This is a genomic window from Malaciobacter marinus, from assembly GCF_003544855.1.
Taxonomy (GTDB): Bacteria; Campylobacterota; Campylobacteria; order Campylobacterales; family Arcobacteraceae; genus Malaciobacter; species Malaciobacter marinus.
The window spans coordinates 323,715-337,070 of the sequence record NZ_CP032101.1 but is presented as its reverse complement, the minus strand read 5'-3'; the positions used below and the strand labels follow the sequence as shown (position 1 = coordinate 337,070).

Genomic DNA, 13,356 nt, shown 5'->3' with positions numbered 1-13,356 from the left:
TAGAATAGTTCGCGCGCTCCGGTAAACTGATTATTAAATTTCGAAATTTTAGGAGAACAAATGAAAAAATTCGCAAAAATGAGTTTAGTAGCTGCTGTAGCGGTTGCTGGTCTTACTACTACTTCTTCAGCTAAAGCATTAGAAGAAGCAATCAAAAACGTTGACGTATCTGGTACAGTTGTATATAGATATGATGACCAAAATTATGACTATCAAACTGCTGATAGAGGTAAAGATGCAAGTAATAATAAATATAAAATTGGTTTAACTTTAAAATCACAAGTTAATGATGATGTAACTGCAGTTACTAGATTTATTATTGGTTCAGATAAAGATGCTGGATTTGTTGGTTTAGATTATGTAAATGGAGAAGATGCACAAGCACAAATTACATTATCAAATGTTTACTTTTCATATACTGGACTTAAGAATACAACAATTAACTTCGGTAAACAAGGGTTAACAACTCCATGGACTGTAGCTATTGATGCAGATGGAAATGAGCAAAATGGTACTGGTATCTTAGCTCTTACAAATGTAGGTCCTGTTACTTTAGCAGCTGCTTACTTTAACCAAAACAACCTAGATGAGTCTGGTGATTTAAAAGGTACATTAAAAGCAATTGGTACTAATGGTGTTGGAGACAATAGCATTTGGACAGCTGGTATAATGGGAAATATTGGGCCTGTTGCTTTAGATGGTTGGTATTTAGATCTTGAAGATATTTTTGACTCTTATACTTTAGGTGCAAATGCTAAATTTGATTTAGATACAGTAAAATTATCTTTAGGTATCAGACATTCAGAAGTAGATTTTGAAAATAAAATCATGAAAACAGATAACTCATTAACAAAAATTGAAGCAGCAGCAAAAATGGGAATTTTTGGAGCTAAATTAGCTTATGGTTGGACTGATGATGAAGGTGGAATTGGTGCACTTGACAATGATGCTAAAACAGGTATGAATGCATGGAACTTAAACTTAAATGGTGTTGAAGATGCTACATTCTTAAAAACATCAATTGATGCACAAGTTATGCCATCATTAAATTTAGCTCTTAACTATAATATCTTAGATAAAGATAAAACTAGTACAAGAAGTGAAGAAAAAGATACTGAATTATATTTACAAGCATCTTATCAAATGTCTAAAAACTTCGGTGGATACATTAGATTTGGTGAAGTTGAATTAGAAGATGCAGTAGGTAGTAAAGACAACGACGGTACAGTTGGAAGATTACAAGTACAATATTCTTTCTAATAAGAAAGTTTAAACTACTAAACTCAAAAAAGCCTAGATATCCGCATCTAGGCTTTTTGCATTAAATCAAACATAAATTCATTCATACCCAACACCAAGGAAGCTCGAATTTATTCGTGCAAAAATCCAATCCCCCACAAAAAATCAAAACTTCCAAATGCGAATAAATTCGCATCTCCAAAATCGGAAGCTCGAATTTATTCGTGCTAAAATCAAAACTTTTCCCTAGGAATAATTTCACATCTTCACTATTAAAATTATTATTTATCTTAACTTTGCTATAATATTGACAATTTAAAAAAAGGGATATAAATGAAATTTCTACCAAGCATAGCACTTGCTTCTATATTAACTGCTACAATTGCAACAGCTCAAACAACTATGTGTTTTAAAGAAAACCATAAAGATATGACTACTATTGAAAAAGTTAGTTTAAATGGAGGAGAATGCAAGGGTATCAAATCTGCACAAGATATGAAAAATGAAGGTTGGAATACAGATGATATAAAAATTACTTCATCAAAAGATGGAAACAACTACATATATATCTTCAAAAAAGAAGCAAAAGGTTTAAGCAGTGTTGATCAAGCAGCACTTGAAACAAAAATACTTCAAAGACTAGAGCAAAGAAAAAAAGAAGAGATTGCACTTAAAAAAGAGCAAATTTATGTAAGAAAAAGTAAATCAGGTGAAGCTTTATATAAAAATAAATGTGTTTCATGTCATGGAGAAAAAGGTGAACTAAAAGCTAGAAATGTTTCAAGACCTATTAAAGATTTGAATTTACAAGATTTTAGTATATCAATAAGAGATTATAATTTAGGTACATATGATAGAGGAATGGCTTTTGTTATGAAACCATATGCATTGTTGATGAATGACAAAGATATAAAAAATGTATATATTTACTTAAAAAGTATAAATCAAGAAAAAGAAGAAGAAAAAGCTAAGTAATGGATGCTTATGAATATAGCGAGCTTTTAAAGCTTCTAAATAAAAAAATAGAAAATATTTCAAGTATCTTAAATCCAGATGAATTAAAGCAAAGATTAGAGCAAATACAAAAGCAAGAAGAGAATCCAGAGTTTTGGAATGATGTAAAACTTGCTACAAAAGTAGGTATAGAAAAAAATAGAATTTTAGGAAAACTATCAAAGTTTGATAAAGCAAACAACGCACTTGAAGATACAAATGATATTTATACTTTAGCTTTAGAAGATAAAGATGAAGAGACTTTAAATATGCTTTATGAAGAAGCAAGTGAGATTGAGCAAATAGTAAGAAAAACCGAAATAGAAGTTATGTTAAGTGATGAAAATGACTCTTTAAATGCTATTATTTCAATACACCCAGGAGCTGGTGGAACAGAATCACAAGATTGGGCAAGTATGCTTTATAGGATGTATCTAAGATGGGCTGAAAGATATGATTATAAAGTTGAAGTTTTAGATTATCAAGATGGTGAAGAGGCTGGATTAAAAGATGTATCTTTTATCATAAGAGGTATAAATGCCTATGGATATTTAAAAACAGAAAATGGAATTCATAGACTTGTAAGAATTTCACCTTTTGATTCAAATGCAAAAAGACACACTTCTTTCGCATCTGTTATGGTAAGTCCAGAGATTGATGATGATATTGATATTGAAATAGAAGATAAAGATATTAGAATTGATACATACAGAGCAAGTGGAGCTGGTGGACAGCATGTAAATAAAACAGAAAGTGCCATAAGAATTACACATATTCCTACAAATATTGTAGTTCAATGCCAAAATGATAGAAGCCAACACAAAAACAAAGCAAGTGCTATGAAGATGCTAAAATCTAGACTTTATGAATTTGAACTTGAACATCAAAAAGCCCAAGCAAATGAGGGTGAAAAAAGTGAGATTGGTTGGGGACATCAAATACGTTCATATGTACTACAACCATACCAACAAGTAAAAGACACAAGAAGTAACATAGGTTACTCAAATGTATCTGCCATCTTAGATGGAGATATCACTAAAATAATAGAAGATGTGCTAATAGCAACTTCAACAAATAACTCTAAATAGTAATATTTAAAGTTATTTGTAACTTTCTTATAAACATCCCATGATTTTAATGAAACTTAAATCTAATTTTTATATAATATAGCTCATTTCAAAAACACAAAGGGAAACAAAATGAAAAGATTAGTAAAATTAAGTCTAGCAACATCAGTTGCACTAGCTTCTTTTTCATGTGCAAATGCACAAGATTTAGAGCAAGCAATTAAGAATGTAGATGTATCAGGTACAGTTGCATACAGATACAATGATTATGAAGAAATTACTGGTGGACAAAGTGATAGCTCAACATCTAATAACTATAAAATTGCTGTAAATGTAAAATCACAAGTAAATGATGATGTTACTGCAAATACTAGATTTATTATAGGAGAAGCTGGTAACAAACCTTATTCATTATCTACTCATACTGAGGGTGACAAACAAATGGATGTTACTTTATCAGAAGTAAACTTCACTTACACTGGACTTGCAAATACTTCAATCACACTTGGTAAACAAGGTTTAGCAACTCCATATACTGTTCATAGAGACTCAATGGATAATGAGCAAACAGGTACTGGTATCTTAGCAGTTACAAATGTAGGTCCTGTTACTTTAGCAGGTGCATACTTCAACCAAACTAACCTTCAAGATAGTAATGAAGCAAAAGATAATAAAGGCAATGATTTAATTATAAATGGAGACAAAAATATAGTATTTATTGGAGCAATGGCTAATTTTGCTGGTGTAAATGTTGATGCTTCATATGTTGATTTACAAGACACTTTTGATGCATATACTATTGGTTTAACTGCTAATTATAATGTAGGTGATGTAAAATTAGCTCCATATGCTAGATACTCTTCACTTGATTTAGATGATTCTTCAGAAGATAACAAACTATGGAAACTTGGTATGAGAGCAAACATGGGAATCTTTGGAGCTCACTTAGGATATGGTGAAACTGATGAAGAGGGTGGTACTGTTGGATTAGATGTAAGTTCTGCAACTGGTTATGATGAACACTGGAATATTGCATTATCAGGAATTGCTGATGCTTCAATCGTATTTGCATCAGTTGATGCACAAGTTATGCCAAAACTAAATGTAGCTTTAAAATATACTAACTTAGATACAGATTCTAAATCTGCTGCACAAGATCAAGAAGAGATTTATACTCAAGTTACATATAATATGAGTAAAAACTTATCAACTTATGTAAGATTTGGTCAATATGAAGCAGATAAAGAAGATGCAAATGATAAAGATATTGATTCTACAAGAGGAAGATTACAAGTACAATACTCTTTCTAATTTGAAAGTTTAAATGTAACTTCTTAAAAAGGAAAGCTTAAAAGCTTTCCTTTTTTTATGCTTATAATAGTTTAAATATTTGTAAGATTTGAACACAAATAATTGATATACCAAAAAGAAAAACCAAAACTAAACCAAGGTTTCCTCCAGCTACTTGATAACCCTCATTTGTAGATTGTCTTTGTTTATATACCATGGCAGCTGGTAAAAATAGTGCTAAAATAACCAATGCAAAAGCAGCAAAACCTAAAGCTTTTATAAACCCTTGTGGATAAAATAGTGCAAAGCCTAGTGGTGGAAGAAATGTCACAATTGAAGCAAAAACTCTTGAAGCTCTTTTTTCTTTGCTTGATAATACATCTTGAATAAAATCAAAAAGCCCTAAACTAACTCCTAAAAATGAAGTAGCTAAAGCTAAGTTTGCAAAAGCAGAAACAAGTGCAGATATACTTGAGTTATTTACAACTAAACTAAGAGCTTTTATAAAAGCACTTAAAGAGTCATTTTCAAGTAATACAGATGAAGAAACAGTCCCATGAGAAACTAATTGCCATAAAATATATACAACTAAAGGTAAAGCAGAACCTGTAATCATAATAAATCTTAAAGCTTTTATATCTTTTCCAATATACTTTACAATTGATGGAATTGAACCATGAAAACCAAAAGAAGTAAATACCACAGGTAAACTAGCAAAAATCAAAGCATTGCTTGTTGGCATATGTACTAGCTTTTCAACAGAAGTAAAAGGGAATAAAAAAGCCAACATAAAAGCTAAAACCACAAACTTTATGATAAAGAAGAATCTATTTAATAAATCTACACTTCTAGTACTAATAGTAACAACACTAGCAATAATCAATGTAAATATTATAGCTCCACTTTGAATTGGAAAATCATCTGAAATCATTTTTAGTTTCTCATAAACTTGCTCTCCACCACCAGCAATATAAGCAGCACATAAAGCATAAAATAAAAACATCATAGAAAAACTTGCAACAGCTTGACCTTTTCTACCTAAAAGCTTATAGGCTAAAGTATGTAAAGTAGCATCTTTTGAAGCAAACTGATGAACCTCAATCATCAAAAGAGCAGTATAAGCCATAAAAGCCCAAATGACTACCATAACAGCAGTTGAAACCATAAAACCTAAACCAGCACTAGCAATAGGCAAAGCCAACATCCCAGCACCAATAGTAGTACCAGCTATAATTAGCATACTACCAAATAACTTATTTTTATTCAATTTAAATATCCTTTTTTATAAACACAAAGCCAAAATCACAGGAAGCCAGAATTTATTCGTACCTAAGCAATCTTTGATGCGAATGAATTCGCATTTCCAAACAGGAAGCTCGAATTTATTCGTGCCCAAATAATCCTTGATGTGATGAATTCACATTTCCAACAGGAAGCTCGAATTTATTCGTGCTTGCTATAATCAATCTTATCTATTGCATATTGTTTTATATATACAAAAATTACAAACTGATTTATCTTCACACTTTTCAAAATCTACACTTGTTGTTTTAAGTGTTTGAAAAATTTCTCTTAATAAATCTAATTTCTCATTTAATGCTACTTCTTTTAATAGTTTTGCATTATTTAAATCATAATAAAAGCTTTGAATATTAGTTGTTTTATATATATTTTGCAATGCCAAATAATAAAACTCCAACTGAAAATCACAACTTTTCTCATAATTTTTTATAGTATCAACTTTTAAAGATGATGATGTTTTATAATCTATTACTAAATAATCCTCATCTTCTTTGTCAACTCTATCAATCACACCTTTTATTTTAATATCTTGATATATCAAGTTAAAAGGCATCTCTTTTTGTAAAACTTGTACTTTATTTATTCTGTTTTTCTCATATTCATAAAAATTTTCTATTTTCTTTTTATAAACTTCAAGTTCAAGTGATAAAAAAGGATTTTTATTTGCATACTTTGTAAATAAAGCTTGTAAACGCTCTAAACTATCAAAACCCTCTTCATAGTACTCATAAAGTATTTTATGCACTATATCACCTAGTTCAAAGCCTTTTGGTTTCAAACTTAGTTCATGTTCTTTAAGTTTTAAAATATACTGCAAATAAAACTTTCTTTTACACTGCAAAAATGTCTTCAATGAAGTTGCAGACCAAGAAAGTTTTGATAAATCTATATCTAAAATAATCTTTTTATCAAAATGCTTTAGACTATTTTTATTATATAAAATATGTTTATATGAATTGTCTTCTAAAGCTTGTTCTTTTTTTAAATCAAACAATTCACTAGCAAACCTACTTATTGTTGAAGTATCATTTGATACATAACTAACATATAAGTTTTTACAGTTTTGAATAACTCTTTTATAATAATACTTTTGCAAACTTTCTCTATCTTTTAATGTTGGCAATTTTGCAAACTCTTTTACTTTTGTAGATAAGAATTTATCTTTTAAAGAAGCCTTTGGAATAAACTGCTCATTAAAATCACATATTATTACTGTATCAAAACATACAGTTCTACTTTCAAGAAGTCCCATAACTGTGATTTTTCCAGAGTTTACATCATCCAAACTAATAGAGTTTACTTTTTGCAAAAGTATTCTTAACAACTCTTTATACAAAATCTCACTTTTATATGTAAAAAACAGATTGTTTAGTTTATAGAAAAGTTCATTTAATTTCTCTTTTAGTTCTTTATTTATTTCATTAGAAATCAAAAAATTACAAAGATATTCAAATCCCTCTTTTGATATTTTATTGTTGTAGTTACTATTTAAAAACTCAATCAACTCTTTATTTATATTAAAAAACTCTAATGAATTTAAATTTTTCATATCTTTTTCTATCAAATAACTATTTAAAGAGTAAAGATATTTATAAGTTATGCTATTTTTTACATCAAGTCCCATTGCATAGTTAAAATACTTTTCTTCATCAAAAAGTCTTAATTTATTTGCAAAATTTTCATCTGGAAGTATTAAAGCAATATTTGAAGAATCAATACCTTTATTTATAGCTTCAACAATTGCTGTTTTTATAAATGCAATTTGTGAAACCCTTGAAGCAAAACCTTTAATTTTAAAACTATCAAGTTTTGTCTCTAGTTTTGATTCTTGTAAAATCTTTTTGTTTGTAATATCAAGTTTATAAAAAAAGTCTTGTTTTAAATCTAAATTTATTGTTTTGAAAATTTCATAGGATTTTTGATTATACTCATTTGTATATAGATTTATTATCAAGTCTTTATTTTTTGAAATGTCCAATATCTTATCAAACTCTAATTTTGTAAAATACCCCTCAAAATTAAACTCAATAGAAGAGAATTTATTTAAAAATTCTAAATTTATTTGACTATATTTATGTTCATTTACCCTATCAATAAAGCCATTGTCATCTAAGATTTTTTCGTAGTTTTCTTTAACTTTTTCCAAGATTTGTAAATGCTCTTTATAAAACTCATAAGTATCTACATCTTTTATATCTTCAATACTTACTTTTTCACTTGTTATTTCTGTAAAAAATCTAAATATATAATCACTTTGCTTTAAAAACTGAGTAAAATTAGATGATATTCCAAGCTTTTTAAATTCATCAAATTTTATTGATTCTTTTAAAAATAGAAATTTCTGTTCTTCATCTATTAATTTTCGATTATTAAAGTAAAATGATTTTTTAAAAAATTCATCAGCTGTTAGAAAAAAAGGCAATAATGAGTTATCTTGTTTATTATTTAAAATAAACTCTCTTATTGCCCTTGAAGTTGGAAATACAATTAGTTGTTGTTTAGTTTGCATTTGTCTTTAAAAAGAAATAACCCTTATTACCATCTTTTTCAAAAGTTGCAATAACATTCCATTTCCCTGGTTTTGGGACAGCAACACTTGCATTATAAGAGTTATCTAAAAAAGAAAAAGAATCATTCCCTAAATCAATAATTGTATTATTATTTGTAGATTCTGTAACTCTTAAATTTATGTCAAATGAAGACTGCACATTTCCTGATTTATCATAAATATCTATCTTAATGCTATTTTTACCTACATGTAATATATCTCTATGAATTTTACTTTTTTCTATAACTCTTTGAGATAAAAATATATCTTTTGTATCTAAATCAAATTTTTGATTATTTATAGTTATTTTAAAATCGTACTTTGATAAAAATATATCATTTGATCTCATAATATCATTGTAATGCATATCAACATCTTGATACTTTTTAAAAAAAGTATCATCTTCATGTACAGGAACTTGAACTGCTGAATAAATAGTCCATACAATCATTGAAAATGTAAATGTAAATATACCAATAAAAAACAGTGGCCAATAATTTCTTTTCATTAAAATTCCTACTTTCTTCTTTTTAGTACTGCAAAAATATATAAAAGTAAACCTACTACTACAAGAGTATACATAAATACACGCCATATAGTTCCAGCTACTTTTCCTGAACTTCCAATACTACTTTCAAGCTTGATATCTTTTGACTGTGCAATTGTATCTGCTATTGCTGCATAACCATTTAACACTGCAGCACTAACTTTTGCAAAAACAGTATTTTTATCTTTTGAAGCTAATAATGGTACTACGTATTCATTTAAGATTTCATTTTTATTTACAATTTCTTTTAATTGTGAAGATACAATTAAATTTACATGAGTATCATCAACTGCCATAGTTAATAAAACATATGGTTTTTGTAAAACAGGAATTAACTCTTTTTCTTGATTTTTAATAAACTCAATTTTATCTTTTGTAGATATATCATCTTCAAGTCCTAAACCTCTTTTTACATAAACATAAATATTTACACCAAGTTTTTGCTTAGATTCTTGCCCTATTTGTTCAATCTTTTCAACTGCTCTTTTGTCAATTAATCCATCATTACTAAGTATAAATTGTGAAGCATAAAGATTAGATGTTAATAGAAGTGACAGTGCAAAAAGCACTGCCATTCTTGTAAGTTTTAAAGCTTTCATTTATCCAACAAACACTCTAGCAGAATCAAAGAAAGATAAATACACAGAGTAAACTGCTGAAGCCAATAATAAAATTCCAATAATTTTGTCCATAGCTTTCCCCTTATTTTCCAACTAATTCATACTGTTCGTGATTATCTTTACTATTTGCTTTAAGCGCATTTAGATCTTGATTAATCTTATAGAAGTTAGTTGCTTCGTTTTGTTGTACTTTAATTGCACCATATGTTAATACACCTAATATAGTAAGTAATAACACAGTTGCAATTAACATACCTGTAATTCCATGAAGAAGAGAAAAAAGTCCTCTTTCATTTTCATTCATCTGAGTATTTCCAGCCATACTACTCTCCTAAACTTCTAATATAAGTTGCTAATGCTTTTTCTTGAGTAGGGTTTAGTCTACCTTTAAAGCTTGGCATCATACCAATAGCACCTTTTTTACCGTTGTTAAGTACTGATGTTACTAAAGCATCTGTATAATCAACAATATTTGGACCAACGTAGGCTATACCTTTTCCATCAGCTCCATGACATCCAGCACAAACTCCATAAGCCGCTGGTTGTTCACCTTTAAATCCACCTGCAACATAAGAAGATACTGCTTGTATATCAGCTTCTTCAGATAACATCATAGGAGGCATTCCACCTGGATAACTAGATTTAAGGTTATTTGCACCATTTCTAATTACGTACTCAATAGACTCTTTTGACATTCTATGAGTTAAGTTTTGAGCTTTTCCTTCAATTCCTTCAGCATCAATACCATGACAAGGTGCACATTGAACTAAATAAATTGATTCACCCATTGCTGTTAAAGTCTCTTCACTTGGATTTTCCCATTTTGAAGCAAACTTTTTATTATACTCAATTGTCTCTTCATTCCATTGACCAATTTGAGAGAATCCATTTGTTGGATAACCAATTGACCAATACCAAAATAGCCAAACTAATGTACCAATAAATGCAAGTCCCCATCCAGTTGGAATAGGATTTTTATATTCACCAATACCGTCCCACTTCTCTTCTGCTAATTCACCACTAGCAGTATCATTTTTAATTTGATTAATATACTTAAGTGCTACAAATACTGTAATTGAAATAATTGCTACTGCACCAAGCATAGTTAAACTATTAATATAATCATCACTATTAAAAGCATCACCTGCAATAAAGTAAGTTCCTGCCATTAGAGCGATGATAAGAATAATTCCACCTATTACCATAGATTTCATTTGATACTCTCCTTCTCGTTTATCTCTTTTTCTTTTTCTCTTTGCTCAAGAGGGTCAGACTTTATAGAATCATCGTGAACAAGATTTGAGTATTTTTCAAAATTTTTCTCACCCTTTTTTTCTCTTTTATAAATAGAAAAAGCATATGAGTAAAAAATAATAAACACAATAAGTACTAAAAAAAACTTCAAATAACCTTGAAGATTCAGTAAAGTCTCATAATCCATAATGCCCTCTTATTTTAAAGAATTTAAATATGCAATTAATGCAACAATCTCAGGAACTTGACCGTTTGCTACGGCATCTTTTACTTTTTGGTTTTTCATATCAGCTGCAATCTCTTCTGCTTGTTTTTTAGCAGTAGCAATTGCACTTTCATAATCACCAAGTTTAACATCAATTTTTCCATCACCATCTAAATCTTGGTCATATGGAGTATTGAATACATTTTTAACAGTTAATGCTTCTGCATAAGCTGTATCTAAATCAGCTATATTCTCAAAGTGATGAGTATATGCTGGCATAATTGAACCTGGAACTACTGATTTTGGATCTAACATATGGTTTTCATGCCAGTCTGTTGTTCTATAGTTTCCAACTCTCATTAAATCTGGACCTGTTCTTTTTGATCCCCATAAAAATGGTCTATCATAAGCATATTCTCCAGATAAAGAGTACATACCATATCTATCAGTTTCAGATTTAAATGGTCTAATTAATTGTGAGTGGCAAGCATTACATGAATCTTTAATATATACATGTCTTCCTGCTAACTCCAATACTGTATATGGCTTTGTACCAACTGTAGGTCTACTTTGTTTTGCAAAATCAGGAATTGCTTCAATAATACCTGCAAATGCAACAAAAATAAATACGAATACCGCAAAGAAAAACGGTCTTTGTTCTAACCAATGAAACATTATTTACCCCTTTTCCTAAGCTGCAACTGGTGAAGCATTTAATGGTTCTTTATCAAGTATTCTACCTGCAGTTGCAGTTTTATACATGTTATATGAGAACATAAAGAAACCAATTAGGTATAATAACCCACCAACAGCTCTAATTGTATAATATGGTTGTAATACAGTTACTGTATCAATAAATGAGTAAACTAATGAACCATACTCATCATAAGCTCTCCACATCATACCTTGAGTAATACCTGCAATCCACATAGAAGTAAAGTATAATACAATACCAGTTGTTTGTAACCAGAATTGAGTATCCATTAATGATTTAGAATAAATCTCTCTTCCATACATTCTTGGTGCCATATGAAATAATGCTGCCATAACCATAAATACAACCCATCCTAATACACCATCGTGAACGTGTCCAGGAATCCAGTCTGTAAAGTGCGCAATTGCATTAACAGATTTAATTGATTGAATTGGTCCTTCAATAGTTGATAACATGTAAAATGTAGATGCTAAAATCATAAATTTAATCAGTGTATTTGTTTGTAATTGTTTCCACTCACCCTTCATAGTTAAAAGCATATTAATAGCAGATCCCCATGATGGTAAAATTAGAACAACTGACATAACAGAACCCATTGTTTGCATCCAATCAGGAACAGTTGAATAAATAAGGTGGTGTCCACCAGCCCATAAATAAACAAATAATAGACCCCAGAATGCTAGAATAGATAATTTATATGAATAAACATTTTGTCCAGATTCTTTTGGTAAAAAGTAATAAATCATAGCAATAATTGGAACAGTAAATACAAATGCAACCGCATTGTGTCCATACCACCATTGTACAATCGCATCATTTGAACCTGAATACATAGAAACAGAGTGTAACCATGAACCATGACCACCAGAAGCGAAGTATGTAGGTACTTCCATATTATTAAATAAGTATAACATTGCAATTGCAATAAATGCAGCAATATAATACCAAATTGAGATATATAGAGTTCTTTCTCTTCTAATTCCAATCAATCCGAAAATAGAAACTCCCCATAATACCCACCAAACAACCACTAAAATATCTAATGGCCACTCTAATTCAGCATACTCTTTTGATGTTGTATAACCCATAAATAAAGTTACAACTGCTAAAAGAATAGTGATGAAATATAACACAAAGTGTAGCTTTGCTACTGTCATTAAAAATGGTGATTCTTTTAAAGACACCTTTAAAACTCTTTGAGCTACATAATACCATGTAGCAAAGATACCACTAAGTGTAAAACCAAATGCAACACCATTAGTATGTAATGGTCTTAATCTACTGAATGTACCATATTCCCCAGCTAAATGATTTAGCTCTGGAAATGCTAATTGAAATGCTAAAACAACACCAACTACCATACCAATGATACCAAACAAAATTGTTGCAAATGTAAAGGCTTTTGCAACTGAGTAATCATACTCAATTCTTGCACCGTTTTGCATCAATCTCCTCCTACTAATTTTTTATATATCAAGTCACAGGTTTGTCACTTAAAAAAAATCTTAGCTAAAACTGAATAAAGTTAAGCTTAATAACTGATGTTTTTTTTTAAGGTTTCTTTAATTTATAAAAA

The 13,356-nt window shown here is 29.5% G+C and carries 13 protein-coding genes; 4 read left to right on the top strand and 9 right to left on the bottom strand.

Annotated elements, in window-relative coordinates; genetic code table 11:
- The first annotated feature begins 60 nt into the window (after positions 1-60).
- The 4 genes from AMRN_RS01705 (at position 61) to AMRN_RS01690 (ending at position 4,610) form a co-directional block, all read left to right on the top strand.
- A complete protein-coding gene (locus AMRN_RS01705) occupies positions 61-1,260 on the top strand; it encodes a major outer membrane protein (RefSeq protein ID WP_099310726.1) in 1,200 nt (399 codons plus the stop codon).
- A 312-nt stretch (positions 1,261-1,572) separates the two neighbouring features.
- Positions 1,573-2,214, top strand: coding sequence for a c-type cytochrome (locus AMRN_RS01700; protein WP_079580035.1), 642 nt, complete (start codon positions 1,573-1,575; stop codon positions 2,212-2,214).
- Positions 2,214-3,320, top strand: a complete 1,107-nt coding sequence (prfB, locus tag AMRN_RS01695; protein WP_099310727.1) for a peptide chain release factor 2 — start codon at positions 2,214-2,216, stop codon at positions 3,318-3,320. The genes AMRN_RS01700 and prfB overlap by 1 nt, the downstream gene beginning before the upstream one ends.
- A gap of 111 nt (positions 3,321-3,431) precedes the next feature.
- Positions 3,432-4,610 carry a porin gene (locus tag AMRN_RS01690; RefSeq protein WP_099310728.1) on the top strand — a complete coding sequence of 393 codons (1,179 nt, stop codon included), beginning with the start codon at positions 3,432-3,434 and terminating at the stop codon, positions 4,608-4,610.
- A gap of 61 nt (positions 4,611-4,671) precedes the next feature.
- Here AMRN_RS01690 and AMRN_RS01685 read toward each other — a convergent pair whose 3' ends face one another.
- The 9 genes from AMRN_RS01685 to ccoN form a co-directional block, all read right to left on the bottom strand.
- The gene (locus AMRN_RS01685; RefSeq protein WP_099310729.1) at positions 4,672-5,856 is read right to left on the bottom strand and encodes an aromatic amino acid transport family protein; all 1,185 of its coding nucleotides are present in this window, start codon (positions 5,854-5,856) and stop codon (positions 4,672-4,674) included.
- Between the two features lie 201 nt (positions 5,857-6,057).
- Positions 6,058-8,400 carry a PD-(D/E)XK nuclease family protein gene (locus tag AMRN_RS01680; protein ID WP_099310730.1) on the bottom strand — a complete coding sequence of 781 codons (2,343 nt, stop codon included), beginning with the start codon at positions 8,398-8,400 and terminating at the stop codon, positions 6,058-6,060.
- Positions 8,390-8,947 carry a hypothetical protein gene (locus tag AMRN_RS01675; protein ID WP_099310731.1) on the bottom strand — a complete coding sequence of 186 codons (558 nt, stop codon included), beginning with the start codon at positions 8,945-8,947 and terminating at the stop codon, positions 8,390-8,392. The genes AMRN_RS01680 and AMRN_RS01675 overlap by 11 nt, the downstream gene beginning before the upstream one ends.
- Before the next feature lie 8 nt (positions 8,948-8,955).
- The gene (locus tag AMRN_RS01670) at positions 8,956-9,585 is read right to left on the bottom strand and encodes a hypothetical protein (protein WP_099310732.1); all 630 of its coding nucleotides are present in this window, start codon (positions 9,583-9,585) and stop codon (positions 8,956-8,958) included.
- A 103-nt stretch (positions 9,586-9,688) separates the two neighbouring features.
- Positions 9,689-9,928 (bottom strand): DUF4006 family protein, encoded by a 240-nt coding sequence (locus AMRN_RS01665; protein ID WP_079580043.1) that lies wholly within the window; start codon positions 9,926-9,928, stop codon positions 9,689-9,691.
- Between the two features lies 1 nt (position 9,929).
- Positions 9,930-10,820: a c-type cytochrome gene (locus tag AMRN_RS01660; RefSeq protein ID WP_099310733.1), complete on the bottom strand. Its 891-nt coding sequence runs from the start codon at positions 10,818-10,820 to the stop codon at positions 9,930-9,932.
- On the bottom strand, positions 10,817-11,047 hold the full coding sequence (locus AMRN_RS01655; protein WP_099310734.1) for a CcoQ/FixQ family Cbb3-type cytochrome c oxidase assembly chaperone: 231 nt from the start codon (positions 11,045-11,047) through the stop codon (positions 10,817-10,819). The genes AMRN_RS01660 and AMRN_RS01655 overlap by 4 nt, the downstream gene beginning before the upstream one ends.
- Before the next feature lie 9 nt (positions 11,048-11,056).
- Positions 11,057-11,740, bottom strand: a complete 684-nt coding sequence (ccoO, locus tag AMRN_RS01650; protein ID WP_099310735.1) for a cytochrome-c oxidase, cbb3-type subunit II — start codon at positions 11,738-11,740, stop codon at positions 11,057-11,059.
- Positions 11,741-11,755: 15 nt separating this feature from the next.
- Positions 11,756-13,225 (bottom strand): cytochrome-c oxidase, cbb3-type subunit I, encoded by a 1,470-nt coding sequence (ccoN, locus tag AMRN_RS01645; RefSeq protein ID WP_099310736.1) that lies wholly within the window; start codon positions 13,223-13,225, stop codon positions 11,756-11,758.
- Positions 13,226-13,356: the final 131 nt, after the last annotated feature.